This is a genomic window from Aeromonas tecta (assembly GCF_000820185.1).
In the GTDB taxonomy this organism is placed as follows: Bacteria; Pseudomonadota; Gammaproteobacteria; order Enterobacterales; family Aeromonadaceae; genus Aeromonas; species Aeromonas tecta.
In genome coordinates this window covers 70,839-95,593 of sequence record NZ_CDCA01000028.1, presented here as the reverse complement: position 1 = coordinate 95,593, position 24,755 = coordinate 70,839, and the positions used below count along the sequence as shown (strand labels likewise).

26 protein-coding genes are annotated in these 24,755 nt (G+C 60.4%); 1 reads left to right on the top strand and 25 read right to left on the bottom strand.

Translation table 11 applies throughout. The annotated features are described in order from the left end of the window. Positions 1–35: 35 nt before the first annotated feature. The 17 genes from BN1137_RS12170 to BN1137_RS12090 all read right to left on the bottom strand — a co-directional run bounded on the left by BN1137_RS12170 (position 36) and on the right by BN1137_RS12090 (position 18,270). Positions 36–941, bottom strand: a complete 906-nt coding sequence (locus BN1137_RS12170) for a M23 family metallopeptidase (protein ID WP_050718866.1) — start codon at positions 939–941, stop codon at positions 36–38. A 140-nt stretch (positions 942–1,081) separates the two neighbouring features. Continuing rightward, positions 1,082–2,005: a UDP-3-O-acyl-N-acetylglucosamine deacetylase gene (gene lpxC, locus BN1137_RS12165; protein WP_050718865.1), complete on the bottom strand. Its 924-nt coding sequence runs from the start codon at positions 2,003–2,005 to the stop codon at positions 1,082–1,084. Between the two features lie 101 nt (positions 2,006–2,106). Further along, the gene (gene ftsZ / locus BN1137_RS12160) at positions 2,107–3,258 is read right to left on the bottom strand and encodes a cell division protein FtsZ (protein ID WP_033132331.1); all 1,152 of its coding nucleotides are present in this window, start codon (positions 3,256–3,258) and stop codon (positions 2,107–2,109) included. A gap of 39 nt (positions 3,259–3,297) precedes the next feature. Next, a complete protein-coding gene (gene ftsA / locus BN1137_RS12155; RefSeq protein ID WP_042653219.1) occupies positions 3,298–4,557 on the bottom strand; it encodes a cell division protein FtsA in 1,260 nt (419 codons plus the stop codon). After that, positions 4,538–5,290, bottom strand: coding sequence for a cell division protein FtsQ/DivIB (locus BN1137_RS12150; protein ID WP_050718864.1), 753 nt, complete (start codon positions 5,288–5,290; stop codon positions 4,538–4,540). The genes ftsA and BN1137_RS12150 overlap by 20 nt, the downstream gene beginning before the upstream one ends. 97 nt (positions 5,291–5,387) lie before the next feature. Beyond that, positions 5,388–6,842 (bottom strand): UDP-N-acetylmuramate--L-alanine ligase, encoded by a 1,455-nt coding sequence (gene murC / locus BN1137_RS12145; RefSeq protein ID WP_050718863.1) that lies wholly within the window; start codon positions 6,840–6,842, stop codon positions 5,388–5,390. A 10-nt stretch (positions 6,843–6,852) separates the two neighbouring features. Then, positions 6,853–7,920: an undecaprenyldiphospho-muramoylpentapeptide beta-N-acetylglucosaminyltransferase gene (murG, locus tag BN1137_RS12140; protein ID WP_050718862.1), complete on the bottom strand. Its 1,068-nt coding sequence runs from the start codon at positions 7,918–7,920 to the stop codon at positions 6,853–6,855. Then, positions 7,917–9,101, bottom strand: a complete 1,185-nt coding sequence (gene ftsW / locus BN1137_RS12135) for a cell division protein FtsW (RefSeq protein ID WP_050718861.1) — start codon at positions 9,099–9,101, stop codon at positions 7,917–7,919. Before ftsW ends, murG begins: the two co-directional genes overlap by 4 nt. Continuing rightward, entirely contained in the window at positions 9,098–10,381 is a 1,284-nt protein-coding gene (gene murD, locus BN1137_RS12130) for a UDP-N-acetylmuramoyl-L-alanine--D-glutamate ligase (RefSeq protein ID WP_050718860.1), read from the bottom strand. Before murD ends, ftsW begins: the two co-directional genes overlap by 4 nt. Before the next feature lie 3 nt (positions 10,382–10,384). Next, on the bottom strand, positions 10,385–11,467 hold the full coding sequence (mraY, locus tag BN1137_RS12125; protein WP_050718859.1) for a phospho-N-acetylmuramoyl-pentapeptide-transferase: 1,083 nt from the start codon (positions 11,465–11,467) through the stop codon (positions 10,385–10,387). After that, a complete protein-coding gene (locus tag BN1137_RS12120) occupies positions 11,461–12,816 on the bottom strand; it encodes a UDP-N-acetylmuramoyl-tripeptide--D-alanyl-D-alanine ligase (protein ID WP_050718858.1) in 1,356 nt (451 codons plus the stop codon). The genes mraY and BN1137_RS12120 overlap by 7 nt, the downstream gene beginning before the upstream one ends. Continuing rightward, a complete protein-coding gene (murE, locus tag BN1137_RS12115) occupies positions 12,813–14,297 on the bottom strand; it encodes a UDP-N-acetylmuramoyl-L-alanyl-D-glutamate--2,6-diaminopimelate ligase (protein WP_050718857.1) in 1,485 nt (494 codons plus the stop codon). Before murE ends, BN1137_RS12120 begins: the two co-directional genes overlap by 4 nt. Further along, entirely contained in the window at positions 14,278–16,023 is a 1,746-nt protein-coding gene (locus BN1137_RS12110) for a penicillin-binding transpeptidase domain-containing protein (RefSeq protein ID WP_050718856.1), read from the bottom strand. Before BN1137_RS12110 ends, murE begins: the two co-directional genes overlap by 20 nt. Continuing rightward, positions 16,020–16,334, bottom strand: a complete 315-nt coding sequence (gene ftsL / locus BN1137_RS12105) for a cell division protein FtsL (RefSeq protein WP_050718855.1) — start codon at positions 16,332–16,334, stop codon at positions 16,020–16,022. The genes BN1137_RS12110 and ftsL overlap by 4 nt, the downstream gene beginning before the upstream one ends. A 3-nt stretch (positions 16,335–16,337) precedes the next feature. Continuing rightward, positions 16,338–17,276 carry a 16S rRNA (cytosine(1402)-N(4))-methyltransferase RsmH gene (rsmH, locus tag BN1137_RS12100; protein WP_050718854.1) on the bottom strand — a complete coding sequence of 313 codons (939 nt, stop codon included), beginning with the start codon at positions 17,274–17,276 and terminating at the stop codon, positions 16,338–16,340. Then, positions 17,277–17,735, bottom strand: coding sequence for a division/cell wall cluster transcriptional repressor MraZ (gene mraZ / locus BN1137_RS12095; protein WP_050718853.1), 459 nt, complete (start codon positions 17,733–17,735; stop codon positions 17,277–17,279). A 238-nt stretch (positions 17,736–17,973) separates the two neighbouring features. Further along, positions 17,974–18,270 (bottom strand): hypothetical protein, encoded by a 297-nt coding sequence (locus tag BN1137_RS12090; RefSeq protein WP_050719112.1) that lies wholly within the window; start codon positions 18,268–18,270, stop codon positions 17,974–17,976. Between the two features lie 255 nt (positions 18,271–18,525). Here BN1137_RS12090 and BN1137_RS12085 point away from each other — a divergent pair, with 255 nt between their 5' ends. Next, the gene (locus BN1137_RS12085) at positions 18,526–19,380 is read left to right on the top strand and encodes a lytic transglycosylase domain-containing protein (RefSeq protein ID WP_050718852.1); all 855 of its coding nucleotides are present in this window, start codon (positions 18,526–18,528) and stop codon (positions 19,378–19,380) included. Here BN1137_RS12085 and BN1137_RS22005 read toward each other — a convergent pair. From BN1137_RS22005 to lafC, 8 genes are all read right to left on the bottom strand, one after another. Beyond that, complete coding sequence (locus BN1137_RS22005) at positions 19,316–19,774, bottom strand: hypothetical protein (protein ID WP_083443449.1); 459 nt, start codon at positions 19,772–19,774, stop codon at positions 19,316–19,318. The genes BN1137_RS12085 and BN1137_RS22005 overlap by 65 nt on opposite strands. Further along, positions 19,761–20,708 (bottom strand): lateral flagellar motor protein LafU, encoded by a 948-nt coding sequence (gene lafU, locus BN1137_RS12080; RefSeq protein ID WP_050718851.1) that lies wholly within the window; start codon positions 20,706–20,708, stop codon positions 19,761–19,763. Before lafU ends, BN1137_RS22005 begins: the two co-directional genes overlap by 14 nt. Beyond that, positions 20,708–21,565, bottom strand: a complete 858-nt coding sequence (gene lafT / locus BN1137_RS12075) for a lateral flagellar motor stator protein LafT (RefSeq protein ID WP_050718850.1) — start codon at positions 21,563–21,565, stop codon at positions 20,708–20,710. The genes lafU and lafT overlap by 1 nt, the downstream gene beginning before the upstream one ends. Positions 21,566–21,614: 49 nt before the next feature. After that, positions 21,615–22,325 carry a lateral flagellar system RNA polymerase sigma factor LafS gene (gene lafS / locus BN1137_RS12070; protein WP_050718849.1) on the bottom strand — a complete coding sequence of 237 codons (711 nt, stop codon included), beginning with the start codon at positions 22,323–22,325 and terminating at the stop codon, positions 21,615–21,617. 5 nt (positions 22,326–22,330) lie between these two features. Next, the gene (gene lafF, locus BN1137_RS12065) at positions 22,331–22,789 is read right to left on the bottom strand and encodes a lateral flagellar basal body-associated protein LafF (protein WP_050718848.1); all 459 of its coding nucleotides are present in this window, start codon (positions 22,787–22,789) and stop codon (positions 22,331–22,333) included. A gap of 41 nt (positions 22,790–22,830) precedes the next feature. Beyond that, positions 22,831–23,895: a flagellar hook-length control protein FliK gene (locus BN1137_RS12060; protein ID WP_050718847.1), complete on the bottom strand. Its 1,065-nt coding sequence runs from the start codon at positions 23,893–23,895 to the stop codon at positions 22,831–22,833. Beyond that, positions 23,886–24,206 (bottom strand): LafX, encoded by a 321-nt coding sequence (locus tag BN1137_RS12055; RefSeq protein ID WP_232306938.1) that lies wholly within the window; start codon positions 24,204–24,206, stop codon positions 23,886–23,888. Before BN1137_RS12055 ends, BN1137_RS12060 begins: the two co-directional genes overlap by 10 nt. 138 nt (positions 24,207–24,344) lie before the next feature. After that, complete coding sequence (lafC, locus tag BN1137_RS12050; RefSeq protein ID WP_050718845.1) at positions 24,345–24,737, bottom strand: lateral flagellar export chaperone LafC; 393 nt, start codon at positions 24,735–24,737, stop codon at positions 24,345–24,347. Positions 24,738–24,755: the final 18 nt, after the last annotated feature.

Sequence of the window (24,755 nt, the reverse complement as noted above, 5' to 3'; positions counted from 1 at the left end):
TGAGCGTTCCGTCACTGGAACCTGAAGAAAAAAACCTAACCCCGTCTGGCGTTCAGAAAGCGTGCGGGGTTGACCTGACGACCATCTTTCAACACTTCATAATGCAAATGCACCCCGGTCGCACGACCGGTTCGCCCCATCAGGGCAATTTTCTGGCCCTCATCGACCAGAGTTCCCACATCCACCAACAGCTTGGAGTTATGGGCATAGCGGGTCACCAGACCATTGCCATGGTCTATCTCGACCATGTTACCAAATTCCGGGTGACGACCCGCCCAGCTGACGATCCCCTTGCCGGTCGCCATGATGGGCGTACCAGGCTTGCCACGGAAATCCACACCCTTGTGCATCTTGGCGCGACCGTTGAACGGATCGACCCGACCACCGAAGCCGGAAGAGATCCAGACACGCTCCTGCTTGACCGGCGAGCCGGAAATAAAACCGGCATCGGTGATATGGTGATTCATGATGAAAGATTCAAGTACCGACAGCTGTTCTTCACGGCTACTGAGCTGTCGGTTGAGGTGCGCCATGGAATCTTGCAGCTCGTTGAGGCTGACTTCCAGGTCTGCATCGTAGGAAGGACCGCCCATCGGGGGCAGCTCCTTGAAATTGAACTCCTCGGGATCGAGGTCGGCCTTTTCGGTCAGCCGCTCGCCGAGTGCATTGAGACGACCCAGTTGCCCCTGCATGGTGCCCACCTGAGCGGCCAGCATGGCAAGCTGTTCACGGGCTTCATCGGCCCCTTGCGTCGATTTTTGTTGTTCGGCCATGGCCAGCGCGACTTCCAGCGCCTCCATTTTCTGGTGCCAGCTCTGCCAGAGCCAACCACCACCCAGTGCCAACAGGGAGAAGAGGATACCGCCGACCCAGGCCAGACGTTGTTTGGGTAAGTGCAACTTGCGGCGCTGCTTACCGTTGAGGATCAGGGTAATGCTCATAGAAATATGTCTGCTCGGTCAGGTGAGGCCAGGAGCCTGCACGGGTAATGAAACCGGGAGATAATCGGTATTAAGGAATGGAATAAACAAATGACAGGACGTCGGTGCGGAGAGATGACCGACGTCCTGTTGCACAGCTATCAGGCCAGAACCAGACCGTTATCGTAGTAGGCAATCGGCGATTTCTCGCCTTCACCTTCGAAGGTCACCAGTTCCCAGGCCTCCTGCTTGGCCAGCAAGGCACGCAGCAGTTTGTTGTTCAAGGCATGACCCGTCTTGTAAGCACGGAATTCGCCGATGATGCTGCGGTTACACATATAGAGGTCACCGATCGCATCCAGCATCTTGTGCTTGACGAACTCGTCTTCATAACGCAAGCCATCTTCATTCAGTACCCGGTAGTCATCCAGTACCACGGCATTTTCCAGGCTTCCGCCCAATGCCAGATTCTGGGAACGCAGGTACTCGATGTCACGCATGAAGCCAAAGGTACGGGCACGACTGATCTCTTTCACGAAAGAGCTGCCGGAGAAGTCCAGCACGCAACGCTGGTTGCGGCCTTCAAACACCGGATGCTGAAAATCGATCTCGAGATCCATCTTGAAGCCGTTGCGATAGGGGTGGAATTCCGCCCACTTGTCGCCGTCTTCAACCCGCACGCTCTGCTTGATCCGCACGAACTGCTTGGGTGCACTCTGTTCACGAATACCCACTTCTTGCAGCAGGTAGATGAACGGGTGCGCACTGCCATCCATCACCGGGATCTCGGGCGCGTCAACTTCTACATAGAGGTTGTCGATCCCCATCCCGGCCAGAGCGGCAGAAAGGTGTTCGATGGTCGACACACGGACACCGTCTTCGTTTACCAGAGCGGTACAAAGGACGGTATCACGCACCTGATCGGCGTTGGCTGGCAGCGCGACCACAGGATTCAGATCGGTACGCAAGTAAACGATCCCTGTGTTAACAGGCGCCGGACGGAACGTCATTGTGACTTTCCGGCCCGAATGCAGGCCTACACCAGTGGCCTGAACACTCGTTTTCAAGGTTCTTTGTCTAATCATGGGCATATCCGCCTAACAGCTCAAATTCCGGACCAGATGGTCGTTGCCGGGTCATCTTAGCACAATCCTTAAGCAACAAACAAACCAGAGCCATCAGAGGCTTAGTCAGCTTGCTTGCGCAGGAACGCAGGAATATCGAGATAATCCGGTTCGCGACGAGCTTGTGGCTCGGCGTTCACCACCTTGGCCGGGGCCTCTTCCATCACGCGAGACTGCAGTGCTTCGCTGATCAGGGGCTGACGGGCCGGACGTTCCTGAACCATATTATTCTTTACGAGCGTGATGTCGGGCTTGCGCTCGGCACCGATACCGGTCGCCACCACGGTGACACGCAGCTCGTCGTGCATTTCCGGATCGATTACGGTACCCACCACCACGGTGGCGTTCTCGGAGGCGAAGGCCTTGACCGCGTTACCCACGGTCTCGAACTCTTCGATGGTCATGTCCATGCCGGCGGTGATGTTGACCAGGATGCCACGGGCACCGGCCAAATCCACGTCTTCCAGCAGCGGGCTGGAGATGGCTTTCTCGGCGGCTTCTTCGGCACGGTCATCACCGGAGGCAGAACCTGTCCCCATCATGGCGGTACCCATCTCGCGCATCACGGTGCGCACATCCGCGAAGTCGACGTTGATCAAGCCCGGACGGGTGATCAGCTCGGCGATGCCCTGTACCGCGCCCAGCAGCACATCGTTGGCTGCCTTGAAGGCGTCCAGCAGGGAGATGCCACGACCCAGCACCTTCAGCAACTTGTCGTTGGGGATGGTGATCAGGGAGTCGACGTTCTTGGACAGCTCCTCGATACCGTGCGCCGCGAAGCCCATCCGCTTCTTCCCTTCGAAGGAGAACGGCTTGGTCACGACGGCAACGGTCAGGATACCCATCTCACGGGCCACTTCGGCCACGATAGGCGCAGCGCCGGTACCGGTACCACCGCCCATGCCGGCGGCGATGAACACCATGTCTGACCCGGTCAGCAGCTCGCGCAGTGCTTCCCGGTCTTCCAGAGCGGCATCACGACCCACATCCGGACTGGCTCCGGCACCCAATCCCTTGGTGATACCGCTGCCGATCTGCAAGGTGGTGTTGGCACTGGAATTACGCAGTGCCTGGGCGTCGGTGTTGATGGTGATGAACTCAACACCCTCGATGTTTTGACGAACCATGTGCTCGACTGCGTTGCCGCCGCCGCCACCCACACCTATCACCTTGATGACGGCTTCGTCAGTGTGGCTATCCATAAATTCAAACATGTTGTCTCTCCGCTTTATTTGCCTGACTCAGCAAAATCTTTAGAACTCGCCACGCAGCCAATTGCTGACCCGTTTGACCAGGCCACCTACGCTTGCCTTGGCAGCATATTCTTTGCTCGTACCAGTGGATTGATGGGTTCGGCCGTACTGCAGCAACCCGACCGCAGTCGAGTACACCGGTGCCTGCACGTAATCGCTCAATCCACGTATGTTCATGGGTTCGCCCACCCGGACCTGGCTCTGGAAGATCTGCTCTGCGCACTCCACAATGCCTTCGATCTGGGCCGCGCCACCGGTCAGTACTACCCCGGCCGCCAGCTGATGCTTGACCCCCTGTGCCTTCAACTCGCTCTGCACCCGCACCAGCTCATCATTCACCATGGAGAGCAACTCGGTGTAACGGGGTTCAATCACTTCAGCCAGTGTCTGCCGCTGCAGGCTACGCGCCGGACGGCCGCCGACACTGGGGACTTCAATATTGTCTTCCTTGCTGACCAGTCGGCCGAGGGCGCAACCGTAACGCACCTTGATCGCTTCTGCGTCCAGCGGCGGTGTGCCGAAGGCGTAGGCGATGTCGCTGGTCACCGTGCTACCGGCGTACGGGATCACCTTGGTGTGACGCAGGGCGCCGCCGGTAAACAACGACATGTCCATGGTGCCACCACCGATGTCGACCACGCAGACACCGAGCTCCTTCTCGTCTTCGGTCAACACCGCATAGCTGGAGGCCAGCGCCGAGAAGATCAGCTGATCCACCCGCAGACCGACCTTCTCAACGCATTTCTCGATGTTGCGAGCCATGTCGTTGTGGCAGGTGATCAGGTGAACCTTGGCGGCCATCCGCACGCCGGACAGGCCGACCGGATTCTTGATCCCTTCCTGATAGTCAATGGCAAACTCCTGGGGCAGCACGTGCAGCACCCGCAGCTCATCGGACAGACGCACCGACTTGGCGGTGTGGATGACGTTGTCCACGTCTTCCTGAGTCACCTCTTCATCGGAGATGGGCACCATGCCGGTCTCGTTGCGACAATCGATGTGCTTGCCGGACAAGCCCAGATAGACCGAGCTTATCTGGCAGTCGGCCATCATCTCGGCCTCTTCCACCGCACGGCGCAGGGACTTGACCACGGAGTCGAGATCATTGACCCCGCCCTTCTCCATCCCGCGCGACGCGTGGCTGCCCATACCGATGACATTGAGCTCGCCATCCGGCAATACTTCTCCAACCAGTACCGCCACTTTGGTCGTGCCGATATCCAGTCCGACAATCAAATTCCTATCTGCGGTGTTGGTCATTCACTTTCTCTTCGTTCTTCTTCCAGCCAACCGCCATTCCGGTGTCGTATCGAAGATCCACATAAGCAACTTGCTCACGGGGTTCGATGACCGGGAAGGCATCGATAAACCGCTGCAGGCGAAGCGCGATGTCCGAGCGCCCCACAAACAGCTGAATGTTGCCATCCAGGGTCAGTTCCCAGGCATGGCGGGGGGTCAGATTCACCCCCAACAACTTGTATCCCTTGGCAGCCAGCTGCGCCTCATATTGATGACTCGCTTCCAGCACCTTGGCGGCCTGATCATCGGGCCCGGACAACTGCATCAGGGGTTTCGTCACCCTGTCCGGAGCACTGAACACCTCACCCTTGGTGTTGACGAAGCGGTTGCCATTCCAGCGTGCCGCCACCGCCTGTTCGGTGAGGTAGACCTTGATCTTGTTCGGCCACTTCTTGCGGACCGACACCTGGGCTACCCAGGGCAGGGCGTTCAACCGCCCCTGTAATTCGTTCACATCCAGCTCGAAGAAGTTGCGCAGCTCGGCACCATCCAGCACGGCGTCACGCAGCTCATCTGCTTTCAAATATTCGTGTTGCCCCTGCAGCAACAGCTCGCTCATGGGCAACCGACTGGCATCCGTCAGCCAGTCTTTAACATCCAACGCAGTCTGGTAGAGACCCCACATGACCAGGATGAAAAATGCCACCCCGGCGATGAAGCCCCCCTTGGTGCGCGCTTGTGCCCTTGCCTCCACCCGCTCAATCCCCGTTTAACGCGCCATGCCGGCCACTTGCAGACCGGTTCGCCATTATATAGGCCCCGGCTTGGCGGTCAAAATACTCATTGGGCCCTCAGGCACCGGATTTCATGCTATCTACGCTCAATTTCATCTCACCGAGACGACGAGCCAGTGCGCCTACGTTCCCGGCGCCCTGCGTCAGCACCAGATCACCCTCGCCAATCAGCTCCGCCAGCACGGCAGGCACATCGTCCGGCGTTGCGACAAAGATGGGTTCCAGGCTGCCGCGGGAGCGGATGGTGCGGCACAGCGCGCGGCCATCGGCACCGGGGATCGGCTCTTCACCGGCGGCATACACCTCCAGCATCACCAGCACATCGACCTTGGAGAGCACGTCGGCGAAATCTTCATAGAGATCCCGGGTACGGCTGTAACGGTGCGGCTGGAATACCATGACCAAGCGCTTCTCGGGCCAGCCGGCGCGGGCGGCATTGATGGTGACCTTCACCTCGCTCGGATGGTGACCGTAGTCATCCACCAGCATGGCCTTGCCACGGCCGGTCTCGAACTCACCATATTGCTGGAAGCGGCGACCCACCCCTTCGAACTTGGCGAGCGCCTGGATGATGGCGTCGTCATCCACACCATCTTCGGTCGCGACCGCAATGGCGGCGGCGGCATTGAGGGCGTTATGCACGCCCGGCAGGTTCAGAGTCACCTGCAGTTCCCCCGCGTCTTTGCGACGCACCCGGAAGCGGCTGCGGTGGCTAGTCTGGACGAAGTCCAGCACCTGCACATCGGCATCATCGGACAGACCGTAGGTCAGGGTCGGACGGCCTATTTCCGGCAACAGGCCGCGGATCACCGGATCGTCCACGCAGACCACCGCCAGTCCGTAGAACGGCAGGTTGTGCAAGAAGTCGATGAAGGTGGATTTCAGCTTGGAGAAGTCGCCACCATAGGTGTCCATGTGATCCGCTTCGATGTTGGTCACTATGGATACCATGGGTTGCAGGTGCAGGAAGGAGGCATCGCTCTCATCCGCCTCGGCAATCAGGTAACGGCTGCTGCCGAGGCGCGCATTGGTGCCGGCGCTGTTGAGCAGCCCCCCGATGACGAAGGTAGGATCCTTGCCGGCCTCGGCATAGATGCTCGCCACCAGACTGGTGGTGGTGGTCTTGCCGTGGGTGCCGGCGATGGCGATGCCATGACGAAAGCGCATCAGCTCGGCCAGCATCTCGGCGCGGCGCACCACGGGGATGCGCAGCTCGCGGGCAGCCAGCAACTCGGGGTTGTCCTGCTTGATGGCGGTCGACACCACCACCACGCTCGCCTCGCTCACATGCTCGGCGCTGTGGCCCACGAAGATATGGGCACCGAGTGATGCCAGGCGTTCGGTCACTGCGTTGCGCGCCAGATCGGAGCCGGTGATCTGATAGCCCTCGTTGGCAAGCACTTCGGCTATCCCGCCCATGCCGGCACCACCGATGCCGATGAAGTGGATGCGACGCACGCGGCGCATTTCGGGGATAACGGTACGCAGTTTTGCCAGTTCAACCTTGGTCATAGTTCTCTCTTTAGTCTGCCGCAAGCCGTTTGCATTCATCGGCAACCCGCTCGGCGGCATCGGTAATAGCGACGCGACGGGCGGCTTGGGCCATGTTCAATAGGGTTTCCCTGCGCCCGGCGAGCCAGGAGAGACGCGCGGCCAGCGAGGCCGTGGTCAGCTCTGATTGGGGCAGGAATTCGGCGCCGCCGCCATCGACCAGGGTCAAGGCATTGCGGGTCTGGTGATCGTCCACCGCATGGGGCAGCGGCACGAAGATGGCGGCGAGCCCGGCGGCTGCCACTTCGGAGACCGTCAGGGCTCCCGCGCGGCACACTACCAGATCGGCCCAGGCATAGGCATCGGCCATGTCCTTGATAAATTCGCTGACCTCGGCATCGAGGCCCAGTTTGGCGTAGTCCTCGGCCACGGCGTCTCTATTGCCCTTGCCGGTCTGGTGGCGCACCGCAATGGGTACACCGGCTGCGGCAACGGCGGAGGGCACAATCTCGTTAAGCACCCGGGCACCCAGACTGCCACCGACAATAAGCAGACGCAGCGGCTCGGCTTCACTGCGCAGTTGCGGATCCGGCAGCGCCACCACTTCGGGCCGCACTGGATTGCCGACCACCGCGGTACGAGAGCTCGGAGCGAAGGCGCCGGGGAAGGCCATCAGCACCCGTTTGGCGATGCGGGCCAGCAGCTTGTTGGTCATGCCGGCGGCGGCATTTTGTTCATGCAGCAACAAGGGGATGCCGGACAACCAGGCCGCGACGCCGCCCGGACCGGAGGCGAAGCCACCCATGCCGAGCACCACGTCGGGTTTGATGGTATTGAGTACCTGACGGGCCTGCAGCACGGATTTGACGATGCGATAAGGGGCGGCCAGCAGACGCTTGATGCCGTTGCCACGCACCCCCTGAATGTCGATGAAGGAGATGGGGTAACCGTGGGCAGGCACCAGCTCGGCCTCCATCCGGTCGGCGGTCCCGAGCCAGTGAACGGTCCAACCCTGGGCCTTGAGGCGATCGGCCACGGCCAGCCCGGGGAACACATGGCCCCCGGTACCGCCTGCCATCACCAGCAGCGTCTTGCTCACGAAACCTCCCGCACGCGCGCCTGGGCACTGGCCTGGCGCAACTCGAAATCGATACGAATCAACATGCTCACCGCCACCATCATGATGATGAGACTGGAGCCACCGTAGCTGACCAGGGGCAGTGTCAGCCCCTTGGTCGGCATCATGCCACTGGCCGCACCGACGTTGACGAAGGTCTGGAAGCTGAACCAGATACCGATGCCGATGGCCAGATAGCCTTCATACAGGCGCTCGGACGCCAGCGCCTGATGACCGAGTCGCAATGCCTTGATCGCCAACGCGAAGATGAGGAAGAGCGCACCCAGCACGCCGACATAGCCCAACTCCTCACCCAGAATGGCGAACACGAAGTCGGTGTGGGCCTCCGGCAGGTATTCCATCTTCTGGATGGAGTTGCCGAGCCCTTCACCAAACCAGCTGCCACGGCCAAACGCCATCAGCGACTGGGTCAGCTGATAGCCGCTGCCGAACGGATCGGCCCAAGGATCGAGGAAGGAGGTCACCCGCCGCATCCGGTACGGCTCGGCGATGATCAGGGTCACCACGGCGCTCACCCCCACCAGGATGAGACCGATGAACTGCACCATGCGGGCCCCCGCCAGGAACAGCATCCCGAGCGAGGTCACAAACATCACCACCACAGATCCCAGATCGGGCTGGGCCAGCAGCAGGATAGCCACCACGAACAGCACCGCCATCGGTTTCATGAAACCGATGAAGCGCTCGCGCACCTCGTTTTGGCGGCGCACCAGATAACCCGCCAGATAGACGAACAGGGCGAGCTTGCCGAACTCTGCAGGCTGCAGGTTGAAGGGGCCAAGCGGTAACCAGCGCACCGAGCCGTTGACGCTGCGTCCCACCAGCAATACCAGCACCAGCATGACGATGGCGAGCAGCAGCATGGGGCCGTTGTATTGCTGCCAGCGTGCCATGGGCACCTGCAGCACGAACCAGGAGATGCCGAGTGCCATCACCAGGAACAGGCCATGACGCTTCACGAACATGAAGGGATCGTTGTTGATGGCGATCCCCTCCGGAATGGAGGCCGAGGCCACGATCACCAGGCCGACCGACATCAGCGCCAATGCCAGCACCACCAGTTGCCGATCATAGAGACCGGCCGGGCGCGTCGGTAACAACCAGCGTTGCAGTGCTCCTGCGACGGCGCGAAGGGCGTTCATAGCATCTGTACCAATTCGGTAAAGCGATCGCCACGTGCCTCGAACGACTTGAACTGATCGAGACTGGCGCAGGCCGGTGCCAGCAGCACCCAGTCGCCGGGTCTAGCATCCGCCGCAGCCTTGGCAATAGCGGTATCAAGATCCGCCACCCGTTCGGTCTGCTCACCGAGGGCGAGCAGGACGTCGGCATCCTGACCAAAGCAATACATGTGGTCAATCTGACTGCCTAGCAGTGCTTGTACCGGGCTAAAATCCTGTCCTTTGCCCTGACCACCGGCCAGTAATAGCAGTCGTCCCTTGACCGATTCACGCACTCCGGCCACGGCGGCCAGGGTGGCGCCGACGTTAGTGGCCTTGGAGTCGTTGATCCAGCGCACCCCGTTCACCTCCCGCACGAAGCGGGCACGGTGAGGCAGACCTTCAAAGCGACGTAGCACCCGCAGTTGCGGCTCGCGAGGAATGCCGACCGCATCGCACAGGGCCATGGCGGCCAGGGCATTGGCCTGGTTGTGGGCGCCGACGATCTTCATCTCGTCCACTGCCAGCAGCGGCTCGCCATGCAGGGTCAGCCAGTGGCGCCCCTCCAGCAGGCAGCGGCCATAACCGTTGCAGTCCAGCCCGAAACTCTGCCACACCTGGCCAACATCGGGCTGAGTCAGGGCATCGTCGCGGTTGATCAGAATGTGTTGGGAATGCTGATGGATCTCCTGCTTGGCGGCGCGATAGTCGGCCATACCCGCGTAGCGATCCATATGATCTTCTGAGAGGTTCAATACCACGGAAGCGGCGGCGCGCAGGCTGTGGGTGGTCTCCAGCTGGAAGCTGGAAAGCTCGAGCACGCAGAGATCCATCGGCTGCTTGAGCAGCTCCAGCGCCGGGATGCCGATGTTGCCACCGACCCCGACCTTGAGGCCCGCCTCGGCGATCATCTCGCCCACCAGCGTGGTGACCGTGCTCTTGCCGTTGGAGCCGGTGATGGCGATGACCGGCACCTGAGCCTCGCGCACGAACAGCTCGATGTCGCCGACGATGCGCACCCCGAACTCGGCCGCGGCCTGCAGCTCGGGTGTCGCGAGAGCGATGCCCGGGCTCGCCACTATCATGTGCGCCTGCTTGAGCCGCTCGCCATCCAGCCCCTGGATGAGCTCCACCCCAGCCGGCAGTTGATCCTTGCCGGGCGGGTTGGCGCGGGTATCCATCACCAACGGCGTCACACCGCGACTGAGGAAGTAGTCGACGCAGGAGAGTCCGGTCTTGCCGAGTCCGATGATGATGACCATGGCTTATCTCACCTTCAGGGTGGCGAGGCCGAGCAGCACCAGCATGAGCGTGATGATCCAGAAACGCACGATGACGCGCGGCTCCGGCCAACCCTTCTTCTCATAGTGGTGATGGATCGGCGCCATGCGGAAGATGCGGACACCGCGCAGCTTGTAGGATCCCACCTGCAGGATCACCGAGACGGTCTCCATCACGAAGACGCCCCCCATGATCACCAGCAGGAACTCCTGGCGTACCAGCACGGCGATGGTGCCGAGCGCGCCGCCCAGGGCCAGGGAACCGACGTCCCCCATGAAGACCTGGGCCGGGTAGGTGTTGAACCAGAGGAAGCCAAGGCCAGCCCCGACGATGGCGGTACAGACGATCACCAGCTCGGAGGTATAGGGCACGTAGGGAATATGCAGGTAGTTGGCAAAGTTGACGTTGCCGGTCGCCCAAGCAACGAGGGCGAAGCCCCCTGCCACCATCACGGTCGGCATGATGGCAAGGCCATCCAGACCGTCGGTCAGGTTGACCGCGTTGGACGTACCGACGATGACGAAGTAGGTCAACACGATGAACATCAGGCCAAGCTGCGGCATCACGTCCTTGAGGAAGGGTACCACCAGCTGGGTCTGGCCGTCGTGAGTGGCCGTCGCGTAGAGGAACACCGCTACCGCCAGCGCCACCGCCGACTGCCAGAAGTACTTCCAGCGGGCGATCAGGCCGTCGGTATTCTTGCGTACCACCTTGAGGTAGTCATCGGCGAAGCCGATGGCACCGTAGGCACCGAGCACGAACAGCACCAGCCAGACATAGGGGTTCTCAAGGCGACACCAGAGCAGCACCGAGATGAAGATGGCGGCGATGATCATCAGGCCACCCATGGTCGGGGTGCCTTTCTTGCTGAGGTGCGACTCGGGGCCGTCGTTGCGGATCACCTGGCCGAACTTCATAATCTGCAGGCGGCGAATGAGGCGCGGCCCCATCCAGAGCGCCACCGTCAGACCGGTGATGATCGACAAAATGGCGCGAAACGTCAGGTAGGAGAAGACGTTGAAGAAGGTGAAGTGCGGGGTGAGCAGTTCCGCCAGCCAGACTAGCATGTGGCGGACTCCTGACGGTCAGTGACCATCTTGACGATATCTTCCATGCGGGAGCCACGGGCGCCCTTGACCAGAATCGAAATTTCTTGATGTGTATTTATCATTTGCGCAAGCACTTCAAACAACGACGCCTTGTTATCGAAATGTCGACCAGCCGCGGCATCTGCGGTGTGGCGACTCTGTTCCCCTACTGTCAGCACGGCGTTCAGGCCCTGCTCGCGGGCGTGGCGTCCGACCCGGGCGTGTTGCTCGGCGGACTCCTCACCCAACTCCTTCATGTCACCGAATACCAGCACCTTGAAGCCGCCCATGGCGGTCAGGGCATCGATGCCCGCCAGCACGGATTCCACGCTGGCGTTGTAAGTGTCATCCACCAGGGTGAGGCCACCCCAGCGTTGCACGCAGAAGCGGCCCTTGACCGGCGCCATCTGCTCCAGCCCGGCCTTGACCGAGGCGAGCGAGGCGCCGAGTGCGAGACAACCTGCGGTCGCCGCCAGGGAGTTCGCTACGTTGTGACGACCGGGAATGGCCAGGGTCAGGCTTATTTCACCGTTCGGAGTCACCAGGGTGCACTCGGCGCAGCCATCGGCGTTGAAACGGATATCGCGGGCATGGAACGGCTGGGTCTGATCCTCGATGGAGAAGGCACAATGGATGCCCTTCGCCTGCCACTTGGGCCAGAACTCGTTGTCTGCGTTAACGATGGCGCTGCCGCCTTCGCGCAGGCCCTCGAAGATCTCGCTCTTGGCGTGGAACACACCTTCCAGAGAGCCGAAGCCTTCCAGATGGGCGGCGGCAACGTTGTTGATGATGGCGGCATCCGGCTTGGCCAGTGACGTGGTCCAGGAAATCTCACCAGGGTGATTGGCACCCAGCTCCATCACGGCGAAGCGATGTTGCGGCTCGAGACGCAGCAGAGTGAGCGGTACCCCCACCTCGTTGTTGAAGTTGCCGGCGGTGGCCAGCACCTCCCCCTCACAGCGCAGGATGGCAGTCGCCATCTCCTTGACTGTGGTCTTGCCGCAGCTGCCGGTAATGGCCAGCACCTTGGGGTTGATGCGCTCACGCACCAGCCTGCCGAGACGGCCAAGCCCCTTGAGGGAATCGCTGACGATCAGCTGGGGAATGGCCAGCGGCAGCTCGCGCTCCACCAGCAAGGCAGAGGCACCGGCGGCCACCGCCTGCTCGCAGAAATCGTGGGCGTCGAAACGCTCGCCGCGCAGCGCAACGAACAGCGCGCCGCTACCCAGGGTGCGGGTGTCGGTACTGACCGCGGTGATCTCGCCATCGTCACCAATCAGACGGGCATCGAGCACCAGCGCCAGGTCGGCAAGCCTGAGGGTCATCATGTGAATGACTCCAATAATGTGTGCAAGGCGGCGGCGACGGTTTCCCGGTCGCTGTAGTGCCGCTTGTCGGTTCCAATGATCTGATAATCCTCGTGGCCCTTACCGGCCACCAGGATGATGTCCTGTTTGCTCGCCTGACCGAGGGCCAGTGCGATCGCCTTGACCCTGTCATGCTCAATCTGCACCGCGCCAGGATCGCGAAGACCCGCCACCATGTCCGCCATGATCTGGGCCGGCTCCTCGGTACGGGGATTGTCGTCGGTCAGGATCACGCGATCCGCATATTGCTCTGCCATGGCAGCCATCATGGGGCGCTTGCCGCGATCCCGGTCGCCACCGCAGCCCACCAGACACCAGAGCTGGCCTTCACAGTGCACCCGCAGGGCCTGCAATGCCTTCTCCAGCGCATCCGGGGTATGGGCATAATCGACCACCGCGAGCGGCGCATCGCCACCACCAAAGCACTCCATGCGACCGGTCACCGGTTGCAAGCGGGGCGCGCTGGCCAGCAGTTCGTCGAACTCGTAACCGAGCACCAGCATCGCGCCCATCGCCGCCAGCACATTGCTGACATTGAAGCGGCCGAGCAAGGGGGCGGATAATACACCATTCCCCCAGCTGGAGTTAATGCGTGTGTGAAAACCTTGTTGGTGGAAGTGGGGATCCTGCGCCGTTAACTGTCGCCCAGGGTGGTTTTCAATCGGACCATTCACCCCGAAGGCCACGGCGGCGGGATAACGCGCCAGCCAGCGCTGGCCCAGAGCATCATCGGCATTGATGACCGCATTGGCCTCGTCGACCAGTTTGAGCAGTTCCTCCTTGGCGGCGCCATAGGCCTCCATGGTGCCGTGATAATCCAGATGATCCCGGCTCAGGTTGGTGAACACTGCCGCCGCAAAGGGCAGGGCCGCCACGCGATGTTGTACCAGCCCGTGACTGGAGACTTCCATCGCCACCAGACTCGCGCCGCGCTGCTGCAGCGCGGCGAGATTGGCCTGCACCTGCAGCGCGCTGCCGGTGGTATTTTCTGCTTCCACCAGCTCGCCGAACAGGCCGTTGCCTATGGTGCCCATCACTCCGGCCTGGCCACCCAGCAGGGTGCGCCAGTTTGCCACCAGCAGCGCCGTGGTGCTCTTGCCGTTGGTGCCGGTGATGCCTACCAGCTGCAGTTTTTGCGCGGGTTGATCGTAAAAATACCCGGCCAGCTCGGAGAGCCTGGCGGGTAAATCGGGGATCCCGAAACAAGGCACCGCCAGTGACGGCACCACAAATTCACCATCCTCCTCAAACAGCACGGCGGTCGCTCCCTGAGCCACCGCCTGTTCGATGAAACGTCTGCCGTCCACTTGATGGCCACGAATGGCCACGAAGAGACAGCCGGGCCCGACCCGCCGGCTGTCTAGCTGAATGTCGGTGAAGCTGAGCGCCGGGGCAGGGATGCCGAGAGGGCGCAGCAGTTGATCAAGTGCGCGGGGCAGCATTGGGGGCCTCCGTACGGGCAAGTTTGGCGGGTACTGAAGGTGGTACCGCATCGGGACGAATATTGAAGAGTTGCAGCACGCCACCCATGGCTTCGGCAAAGGGCGGGGTCGCGACGGCGCCGCCGTAATAGGCACTGCCCTTGGGCTCGTTGATCACCACTACCATGACGAAGCGGGGGTTGCTGGCCGGGGCGAAACCGGCAAACCAGGCCATATAGTCTTTGCCATAGCCGCCGGCGACGGCGACCTTGGCGGTACCACTCTTGCCACCGACCCGATAGCCCGGGATCTGGGCCTTGGGAATGGCGTTGCTGACCACGTACTCCAGCGCCTGCAGCATGGCGGTGGCGTTGTTGTGGTCGATGACTTGCTCTCCCTTGGGCGGCTCAGTCACCTTGACGATGGAGAGCGGTACCCGCTTGCCCTTGTTGGCCAGGGTGGCATAGGCGGAGGCCAGCTGCAGCGGAGTAACCCGCAGACCATAGCCAAACGACAGGGTCGCCCGCTCGATATCGGACCAGCGGCGACGCTGGGGCAGCATGCCGGTACTCTCCCCCACCAGGCCGCTGCCGGTGTCCATGCCGAAGCCGACCATGCTGAGGGTATTGATCATCTCCTGGGCGGGCATGCGCAGCGCGATGCGCGACATGCCGATGTTGGAGGAGTAGCGCAGGATGTCGTACAGGTTGGTCGCCTTGTGGATACTCACATCCCGAATCTGCTTGGCACCAATAAACAGCGGACCACCCTGGATGGTGTCCTTCCAGCTGGTCACACCGGCTTGAAGTGCGCTCAACAAAATCAATGGTTTGATGGTCGAACCCGGTTCATAGGTATCGGTCACCACCCGGTTGCGCACCCGGAAGCTCTGATACTGGCCCCGGTTGTTCGGGTTATAGGAGGGGGTATTGACCATGGCGAGCACCTCGCCGGTCTTCACGTCCAGCATCACCATGGAGCCGGAGGTGGCCTTGTTTTCGTCGGTGGCGCGTTTGAGCGCCCGGTAGGCCAGCGCCTGTACCCGTTGATCGATACTCAGCTGCAGATCGTTGGCGTTCTTGCCTTCCTTGACCAGCCCAAGCCGTTCGATGACCCGGCCCTGGCGATCTTTACGCACCCTCATCTCGCCCGGGGTCGCGGTCAGCCATTCGTTGTAGCTGCGCTCTATCCCCTCGATCCCGCTGCCATCGATGTTGGTCACGCCCACCAGATGGGCACTGATCTCGCCGGTCGGATAGAAACGACGGGCCTCGGGGCGCAGATAGATGCCACCCAGCTTGAGTCCCTTGATGTATTCCGCCACCGCCGGGGTCACCTGGCGTTGCAGATAGACGAAGCGCTTGCTCGGGTTGGAGATACGGTGTTTGAGGGTATTGATGTCGAGCTTGAGTACGGCGGAGAGCGCCAGCCAGGCGCGTTCGTTATGGATGGCGCCGGACTCGTGCACCGTCTTGGGATCGGCCCAGACCGCTTCGACGGGGACGGATACCGCCAGCTGTTCGCCATTGCGATCGGTGATCATGCCACGCACCGCCTGAGTGGAGGTGGTGCGCAAGGAACGCATGTCCCCTTCCTGCCTCAAGCGGTCGGGATCGATCACCTGGATCCAGGCCAGACGCAGGATCAAGCCAGCAAACGCGATGCCGATGAAGAACACCAGCGTGCGAAAGCGCCACGGATAGAGTGACGGGGCTTTAGCCTTGGGTGGGGCGGCCTTGCGTTTCATGGTTGTGTTATTACCTTCTCGGTGGTCACCAGCGGGCGAGCCATCTGCAATTTGTCCATGGCCAGACTCGCCACCCGGGAATGTTCGGCCAGGGTGCCCTGCTCCAGCAGCAGGTGACGCCACTCGATGTTGAGCCGATCCTCTTCCGCCATCAGGTCATTCTGCTCGGCAGTCAGGCCACGGGTCATGTTAGTCACCAGGATCACCGCGAAGGCGGTGATCAACACGGCAATGGCGAGCACCGCCTGCAACTTGTGTCGCCAGAGATCCCCGAGGATCTCTTTGGCCAGATGAACACGCACCTCGCTCATGACTTACTCCGCCAGACGCTGGGCGACACGCAGCACTGAGCTGCGGGATCGGCTGTTTTCGTTGACTTCATGCTCGGAAGGCTTGAGCGCCTTGCCGATCGATTTCAATTTGCGACCACCGGCCAGCTGCGCCTCGGTCAGGGGAATGCCGCGCGGTACCTCGGGTCCTTTCTCGTGCTTGCGGATGAAGTGCTTCACCAGCCGATCTTCCAGCGAGTGGAAGCTGATGACGGAGAGGCGTCCCTCCGGGGCCAGCGCCTGCAGGGCACCGTCCAGTGCTTTCTCGATCTCGTCCAGCTCGCTGTTGATGTAGATGCGAATGGCCTGGAAGCTGCGGGTGGCGGCGTGTTTGCCTTTCTCTTTGCTGGGATTGACCCGGGCAATCATCTCCGCCAGCTGGCGGGTACGCACATAGGGCTCGGTGACCCGATCGTGCACGATGGCGCGAGCAATCTTCTTGGCAAAACGCTCCTCACCGAAGGTCTTCAAGACCCAGGCGATATCGTCCACATCGGCCCTTGCCAACCACTCGGCGGCGCTCTGGCCGCTGGTCGGATCCATCCGCATGTCGAGCGGACCGTCTTTCATGAAACTGAAACCGCGCTCGGCATCGTCAAGCTGGGGGGAAGAGACCCCGAGATCCAGCAGGAAGCCGTCAATCTTGCCGAGCAGGCCGCGCTCGCTCAGATAGGAAGCGATGCCGGAGAAGGGGCCATGCACGATTTCGAAACGGGGATCCTGGATCTTGGCCGCCTCGGCAATAGCCTGCGGATCCCGGTCGATGGCGATCAACCGGCCATTAGGGCCGAGCTGCTGGAGAATGAGACGAGAGTGACCACCCCGGCCAAAGGTACCGTCGACGTAGATACCGTCCGGCTTGATAGCCAGCCCTTCGACGGCTTCGTGCAACAGCACTGTGATATGTTCAGCGGCTTGGGTCATTTATAAAGAAAAATCCTGTAGTCGTGGTGAGCTGGCCCAATCGTCCTCGGGCAGGCCCTGGATATCGTCATTGATCTGTTGCTGCCAGCGGGCTTCATCCCACAACTCAAACTTGTTGAGTTGGCCCACCAGCATAATTTTCTTGTCCAATCCTGCATGGCTACGCAGCGGCTGGCTGAGCAGCAGACGGCCATTGCCGTCCAGCTCGCACTCGGTGGCATGACCGAGCAACAAGCGCTGTAAACGGCGCTCCGCCGGCTGGGTACTGGAGAGCGTCTTGAGCTTGCGCTCGATCTCTTCCCATTCATTCAGGGGGTAAAGCAGCAGACAGGGGTGGGCAATGTCGATGGTGCAGACCAGCTGACCGTCGCTTTCATCGCGCAGCCAATCTCTGTATTTGGTCGGAATCGCCAGTCGCCCTTTGCTGTCCAGGCTGATGGCGTGAGCGCCACGCAACAAATTGCAGTCCCCGAAGGTGAGTTAAGGAGGCAAATTGCCTGATAAAACCACTTTGATCCACTTTTCTCCACCATGAAGTTTAAGGACGAGCAGGAGGCTTTTCAAGCGAGGATGGCGGGCATGGGGAACATATTGACGCAACGCTGGGTCAGTGCCGATTAAATGAGTTGATTTTCCACAAGTTATTCAGGATTAAATTAAATTCACCCCATCGGGGGTGGCGTATAAATAATCGAATTCAGGGGGAAATGATGAAACGAAACAGCACAACGGCGCACAAAATAATGCTCACTCCTACCACGGGGTAGATGATGTAGCCATCCCCCGCCCGCCTCGCGCGCAAGCTGACCAGCTGGCAGAGCAGCAGGTTATAGAGAATGAGCAGGAAAGTCAGCAGAAGGTTGGAACCAAAGGTCAGTTCATCTGCATACATGACATAGAGCCACATCAAACCAAAATTAATGAGGATCAGATAAAGCAAAAACTTCTGAATAGCCCTACCCGTCTTTGGGGTCTTTTTTACTCGTGTTATCATGCTCATCACGTCCTGGATACCACATGAACAGTCGACAGTAATTGTCAAAAACTGTTGAGATTCATCATGTTTTTATCATTTTCCTGCCAGGCAACTCGCATTCAGATGAGATTGTTCTGCCTATCCCTTGTCATCTTGTTGTTACTGACCAGCCCTTATTGTTACTCCTATGATAATTATCATTGGCGGGATGGTTTTCCTACCCCCATCGGTGGGGAAGGAGCCGAACTGGTCACACAGCAAACCCAATTCCTGTTGCAGCAACAAATCCATCTGCAAAAACGGATCACCCAGTCGCAACCCATGATCCGCTGGGTAGAGCAGCAGGTTAGCGAGCGCAAGTTGCCCTCCATGCTGGCGCTTCTTCCCTTGATTGAGAGCAGCTATCGGCTGGATGTGGTCTCCTCCGCAGGCGCCGCCGGCCCTTGGCAGCTGATGCCCGATACCGCAGCTCGCTTCTCCGTCCCCATGACCAACAGCTTCGATGGCCGCTATTCACTGCCTCTGGCGACAGATGCCGCACTCACCTATCTCGGCTGGTTGTATCAGTTCTTTGGCCAGGACTGGCTGCTGGCGCTGGCGGCCTATAACGCCGGAGAGGGACGGGTGCTGAAGGCCATACTCAGCGCGGGAACGCGCAATCTGTGGGAATTGTCGCTACCCACCGAAACCCGTCTCTACGTGGCGCGCTTCATCGCCCTCTCCCAACTGCTGGACAGGGCGGCGCACTACCATTTTGTGCTGCCGTCATGGCAAGAGGGAGACAGCATTCAGGTATGGAAGCAGCCAGGCAGCTGCTCCCTGCTGAGTTGGGCTATGGCCAAAGGAGTGTCAATGAATGAAGCCAGCCGGTGGAATCCTGCCTGGCAATTACCCGATGCCGCAGGGGTAACCAACTGCCCCATCGTCTATGGCCGCAGCAAGGCCCCCGCTGGCAGCAAGCCGAATGAGCGGCCCCTGCTGGTTCATGCGGTGTCACTGGAGAGCCTGCACGATCCCTTGCTGCTGCAGCCGGCAAGGGGCTTGGACATGGGCCGTGGCGGTCTCAGTCTTGCGCCGTTACCGGATCCACTGGGGTTGAAACAGAGCCGTCCTCTGCTGGTGCCATGAAACAATGACGCCAGTGGCTGAGCACGGGGGCAAGATCGATCTCTTCAGAATGAGCCCAGCGCGCGCCGTAGAAATTGAGGTACTGACCTATTGCCCGTCGATGAGTGATTTGGCACTCCAGCACGATCCGGGGTGACAGTGACAGTCTGACGAGCTCGGGCAGTGCAAAGCGGGCAGGCGCCAGAAATCCTACGCCACCAGGCCCTATATCCTTGATCACGGCCCGCCCGATACGCTTGTCGAACAAGAGGCCAGAGACCATGAGCCGGGCGGCAATGCCGCAACTCTGGGATTCCAGCGGGGTAGAGCCATCGTGCAGGTACCAGCGTGGGGACTTGCGCCTGGGATCGTTGAACTCGGTCAACGCAGGCAGAGTGGTATCAGGGGTTTCCATGGGCAGTGGCATCCTTGGCTTGCTGGGTGGCGGCTTGGGTTTGAGCACTGAACAACTGCTCCAGGTGCTGCTCCGCCTGGCTCGTCATCACCAGCAATTCGATACGGCGGTTCTGGCTGCCTCTGGGGTCGGCCGTATTTTCCAGCATGGTGTCTGACATGGCGACCACCTGCCCGACCCGCTCGGGCGGCATACCACCGGCGAGGAGCACCCGCCTCGCCATCATGGCGCGATCGGAGGACAGCTCCCAGTTGCTGTAGTTGTCCCCTGCAAAGGGCGTGCTGTCGGTATGACCGGAGATCATGACCCGGTTTTCAACACGTTGGAATACCGGTGCCAGCGTCATCAGCAGGTGGCGGAAGAAGGGACTGATACGGGCGCTGCCACGGCTGTACATCTCGCGCTCGTCATCGTCACGGATCAGGATCCGCAAGCCCTGCGGCACTAGTTGCAGCTCCAGATTGTTCTTGGCCTCCATCTGATCCGCCATCGAGCCGATAAAGCCCGCCAGCTGTTTCATCTGTGCCTCGCCCTCGATCTTGCCCGCCAGCAGACTCTCGTAGCCGCCCTTGGCACCGTCGTTGAAGATGCTGCGGTTGCGCTCCATGTGTCTGGGCATGCGCTGTCCCTGCTCCACAAACTGGGGGCTCAGCTCTTCCAGCACCGACGGATTGCCGCCCAAGTCGACCGGATAAGGGCTGTTGCGGATATCAAAAGGGTTCGCCTCACTGTCCATGATGCTGTAGTCACGCAACCGGCTGGCCACCACCTCACGCTCCTCCTGGCTGGAGACCGCCAGGATCCAGAGCACCATGAAGAAGGCCATCATCGCCAGCGTAAAATCCGCAAAGGCGACCTTCCATGCCCCTCCACTCTTGGGCCCACTGCTGCGCCGCTGCTGGCGCTTGATGATGATCTGTTCGTGATTGCGCATTACATGGCCCTGTTCGTCACCCAATCTTCCAACTCGAGGAAGCTGGGTTTCACATCAGGCTCCAGCATCTTGCGGCCCGCATCGACGGAGAGCAGCGGTGTCTTACCACGCAACTGGGCGATCAAGATCGACTTGATGCACATCAGCATGCCGATCCGGCGCTTCACCATCTCTTCCATGGCGTTACTGATCGGCTCCAGCAGGCAGTAACAGAGGAAGATACCGATGAAGGTGCCCACCAGGGCGGCGGCCACATGCACACCTATGTTGCTGAGCGGGCCATCGAGCTGCTGCATGGTAATGATGATGCCCATCACGGCGGCGAGGATGCCAAAGCCGGGGCAAGCCTCCCCCGTCTTGTGCAGGGCGTGGGACGGTTTGAGCATGTCCTCTTCGATGGCCATGATCTCCTGCTCCAGAATGGTATCCAGCTCGTGAGGCGTGATCTTGCCCATGCCCAGCAGGCGCAGGTTGTCGATGATGAAACCGAGCAGTTGCGGGTCTTCCGACACCTGGGGATACATCAGGAAGACCGAGCTCTGTTGCGGGTTCTCGATATGATCATCCAGCGCCTTCATCCCCTTGCTGCGGGTCTCTTCCAGCAATTGATGCATCAGGGTCAGCAGCTCGCGATAGATCTCTTTTTCGCCCTTGTTGGACTTGAAGCAGAGCTTCACCTGACGCCACATTTCATGCATCACCTCCTTGGTGTTACCCAGGAACATGGAGCCGGCGGCGGCACCGATGATGATGATGAGTTCGGCTGGCTGCCACAGGGCAATGGGCCTGCCACCGGCCATCATGAAGCCGCCCAGCACACATATGAAAATGACACCAAGACCTATCTGTTTTTGCATGAATGCTCCGCAGGATTCGAGAAACCTCCCTTGAGAGGAGGGGCACTAGTTATATGGAGTCGACCAATCTCTGCTTGAGCTGAAGGACACACTGCTTGTGCAGCTGGCATACCCGCGATTCCGTCAAGCCAAGTACCAGCGCAATCTCCTTCATGTTCAGTTCCTGCTGGTAGTAAAGGGAGAGCAGCAGTTGCTCCCGCTTGTCCAGCGAACCAAGCACCTTGCTGAGTGTCATGGCCATGTCCACATCATCGGCCTCGGTGGTCGGCGCCTTGCCGCCGTTCTCCAGCCACTCCTCCAGGCTTTGCAGCGCCTCCGCCTGGCTGGCATAGGCCAACTGGCGCACCTCTTCGACGGAGCAATCCAGTGCCAGCGCCAGTTCCTGCTCGGTCGGGTTGCGTCCAAGACGATTGAAGAGTTCCCGCTGCACCTGATTGTGGCCATGCACCTGCTGGCGCAGCTGGCGGGGTCGCCAATCCAGTCGACGCAGCTCATCCAGCATGGCGCCACGGATCCGCTTGAAGGCATAACCCTCGAACTGGGCATCCGGCTCGCTGTCATAGCGTCGCCATGCCTCCAGCAGCCCCATCATGCCGACCTGCTCCATGTCCTCCTGATCGAAACTGGCCGAGACCTGGCTGCGCAGGTGGCTGGCGGCACGCTTCACCAGCGGCAGGTAACGGGTCAGGATCGCCTGTTCACCGGTGCGGGGAGGCGAGACGGCCAGATCGTCATGGGTATCCCAGCCAGAGTCCAGCATGGCCGTTATTGCACCAGCACCTTGGTGATCAACACTTCATCCAGATAGGGCTGGTAGCCATACCCCTGCAGCGTGGTCACCAGCTTGCCCAGCAGAGACGTCTGCAAGGCGGAGATATTCTGCAATTCCTTCTTTACCGCATCGTGGGAACGGTGGCTGAAATACTGCACCATGGCATTGCGGATCAGGGGGGTCAGCTCATTGAGGGTCTCAAGCTGCTTTGGGTTATGGGTGACCAGTGCCAGCTCCAGCACCAGGTAATGAGGTTCCATCTCCCCTTCCAGGCTGATGACGAAACGCTCCATTGGCTTGAACAGCGGCGTCTTGCTCAGCTCAGGTTTGGCTTCGGCAAGGCCCAGCCAGACGGCAAGGGTATCGCGCTTGAGATAAGCACCGTAAGCCAGCACTGCCAGCAGGCACAGCGCCATGACAACCACCATCAACCACTTCATGAAACGCCGCATAATATAAAGTCACTCTCGCTATTGCCGGGATACGGGAAAAATCACACCAGGGTATTCAGCCAGTCCTGGCCGGGTCTGTCAGATGCCTCAAACTCCTCCTGCCATTGCCGCCGGCCCGCCAGGATCTTGTCCTGCTGCCAGCGATCGCCTCGTTCCTGCTCACCGCCCTGGCCCACATTCACCTCGACGCCACCGGCGTGATGAGGGGCCAGGCTCATTCTCAGCTTCTCCATCGACTGGATCAGGGCCTCACGCACCGCCGGGTTGGTCACATTGAGCTGCACGTTCAGTCGATCTCCCTCGACCCTGACCGTTAGCTCGAGGCGCCCCAGCTCAGGAGGGTCGAGGCGGATATGTGCCTGCTTGATGCTCTGGTTGACCTGCAGCTCGACCTTGTCTTTGAGCACATCCACCAATTGCTGGCCCCACTGAGTCGGGCTATCGGCCAGGCGGGCAGGTGCCCACTGGTATTCCGCCGTTCGGGCCAGTGGCGCCGCAGGCAGTTGTCCTGCCATGGCTTTGACATCGGAAATGAGTGGATCCCGCTCGGACCCGTCTCCCAGCAGGGATTGCAGATTGGCTATCAGTTTGTCGGGCAGTGGCTGCTTGTCGTTTTGACCAATGGACAGGTTCAGTACCCTGGCGACATCCCCCGTGAGCAAGACGGGTCTCTCCTTGCTCCCCTCGGTGAACGCCACCATGGGGGCACGATCGGCTTCTAGCCGCTCGAAACGGGACAGGGCCCGCAGCGTCGCAGAGGCAGATGGGGCTTCCTCAGTGACGCCCTCGGTGACAGCCGAAAGGGTTGCGATATCTGGCTGCTGGCGGGCGGCCAGCAACCGTGACGCCTCTTCATGACGTACAAAAACGGGCGGCATATGGGTAAACGCGGGCAGTTGCTCCGCGACATCGAGGGGGGACTGTTCAACCGTATCGCCAGAAGGTTCTTTGGTAGATGTTTCTTCTACCAAATGGGCAGTATCTAGCGGGAGGTCCAGCGACTGATACTGCTCCCCCTGCCCATCAGGCTGGCGTGAAAGGTGGGTAAAGCCACCCGCTTTCGGGGTGGGCAAGGATTCGGTACCGACGAACTGGATTAGGCCCATTCTTGTGCCTCATCATAGGCTTGCAGCCCTTCTCGCTTTTCGGACAATGACTGCCACTCCTGCTTGCGCAATCGGGTTTCCTGCTCGCAGAGCGCAACGGCATCCTGATGCCAGGCTCGTACCTGATCACGGACCGGGGCCAGCGCCTGCCACAACACGGGTTGCTGGCGCACATGCCCGATGAACTGGGCCAGACGCTGATCCGTCAGGCGTACCGCATCCCACTGCCCGGCCCGAGCCTGCTGTAGTATCAGACGCCCCAACCCCAGTAACTGGCGCTGGCGCGTCTCGCGTTCCGTGCCTGGTTGCACAGACCCTGTCATGGACATGTTGATGGCCCCAAAATAAGATAACCCTGCTGATAAGCAAGGAGCAGGCCAGATATATAGTCAATTAAATTCAACTAGTTAAATGTCATTCTTACCTAATGAGGAAAGCCGGCTTCCGCTTTAACGAGGATGACGCGCCATCGCTTCCCAGCCTTCCTTCAACTCCTGCAGGATGCGGCGCACCTCGGCGAAGCCGGCCACATCGTTGGCCACACTGATCTCGAACAGCCGTTGCCCACAGTAGTCGTACAGACGGTGCAGATTGGTCGCCAGCTCCCCGCCTTTTTCCATGTCGAGCGCGCTGTCGAGCCCCCCCAGGATCTGCAGGCATTTATTGATGGATTGCCCTTTGCGCTCGTACTGCTTGGCCTGGATGTGGCCCTCGGCCCGCGCAACCTCGTCAAGCAGACCATCCATCAGCATCAGCACCAATTGGTGCGGATCGGCACTCGCTGCCTTGGCCTGGGTGGCGGCGAACTGGTAGGCATCGTAGCCATCTTGGGGTTCAAACATGAAAGACTCACTTATTCA

What these genes read in the sequence shown, in the direction of transcription:
- BN1137_RS12170 (WP_050718866.1), bottom strand. Translation starts at nt 941, where the DNA reads ATGAGCATTACCCTGATCCTCAACGGTAAGCAGCGCCGCAAGTTGCAC.
- lpxC (WP_050718865.1), bottom strand. Translation starts at nt 2,005, where the DNA reads ATGATTAGACAAAGAACCTTGAAAACGAGTGTTCAGGCCACTGGTGTA.
- ftsZ (WP_033132331.1), bottom strand. Translation starts at nt 3,258, where the DNA reads ATGTTTGAATTTATGGATAGCCACACTGACGAAGCCGTCATCAAGGTG.
- ftsA (WP_042653219.1), bottom strand. Translation starts at nt 4,557, where the DNA reads ATGACCAACACCGCAGATAGGAATTTGATTGTCGGACTGGATATCGGC.
- murC (WP_050718863.1), bottom strand. Translation starts at nt 6,842, where the DNA reads ATGACCAAGGTTGAACTGGCAAAACTGCGTACCGTTATCCCCGAAATG.
- ftsW (WP_050718861.1), bottom strand. Translation starts at nt 9,101, where the DNA reads ATGAACGCCCTTCGCGCCGTCGCAGGAGCACTGCAACGCTGGTTGTTA.
- murD (WP_050718860.1), bottom strand. Translation starts at nt 10,381, where the DNA reads ATGGTCATCATCATCGGACTCGGCAAGACCGGACTCTCCTGCGTCGAC.
- mraY (WP_050718859.1), bottom strand. Translation starts at nt 11,467, where the DNA reads ATGCTAGTCTGGCTGGCGGAACTGCTCACCCCGCACTTCACCTTCTTC.
- BN1137_RS12120 (WP_050718858.1), bottom strand. Translation starts at nt 12,816, where the DNA reads ATGATGACCCTCAGGCTTGCCGACCTGGCGCTGGTGCTCGATGCCCGT.
- murE (WP_050718857.1), bottom strand. Translation starts at nt 14,297, where the DNA reads ATGCTGCCCCGCGCACTTGATCAACTGCTGCGCCCTCTCGGCATCCCT.
- BN1137_RS12110 (WP_050718856.1), bottom strand. Translation starts at nt 16,023, where the DNA reads ATGAAACGCAAGGCCGCCCCACCCAAGGCTAAAGCCCCGTCACTCTAT.
- ftsL (WP_050718855.1), bottom strand. Translation starts at nt 16,334, where the DNA reads ATGAGCGAGGTGCGTGTTCATCTGGCCAAAGAGATCCTCGGGGATCTC.
- rsmH (WP_050718854.1), bottom strand. Translation starts at nt 17,276, where the DNA reads ATGACCCAAGCCGCTGAACATATCACAGTGCTGTTGCACGAAGCCGTC.
- BN1137_RS12090 (WP_050719112.1), bottom strand. Translation starts at nt 18,270, where the DNA reads ATGATAACACGAGTAAAAAAGACCCCAAAGACGGGTAGGGCTATTCAG.
- BN1137_RS22005 (WP_083443449.1), bottom strand. Translation starts at nt 19,774, where the DNA reads ATGGAAACCCCTGATACCACTCTGCCTGCGTTGACCGAGTTCAACGAT.
- lafU (WP_050718851.1), bottom strand. Translation starts at nt 20,708, where the DNA reads ATGCGCAATCACGAACAGATCATCATCAAGCGCCAGCAGCGGCGCAGC.
- lafT (WP_050718850.1), bottom strand. Translation starts at nt 21,565, where the DNA reads ATGCAAAAACAGATAGGTCTTGGTGTCATTTTCATATGTGTGCTGGGC.
- lafS (WP_050718849.1), bottom strand. Translation starts at nt 22,325, where the DNA reads ATGCTGGACTCTGGCTGGGATACCCATGACGATCTGGCCGTCTCGCCT.
- lafF (WP_050718848.1), bottom strand. Translation starts at nt 22,789, where the DNA reads ATGCGGCGTTTCATGAAGTGGTTGATGGTGGTTGTCATGGCGCTGTGC.
- BN1137_RS12060 (WP_050718847.1), bottom strand. Translation starts at nt 23,895, where the DNA reads ATGGGCCTAATCCAGTTCGTCGGTACCGAATCCTTGCCCACCCCGAAA.
- lafC (WP_050718845.1), bottom strand. Translation starts at nt 24,737, where the DNA reads ATGTTTGAACCCCAAGATGGCTACGATGCCTACCAGTTCGCCGCCACC.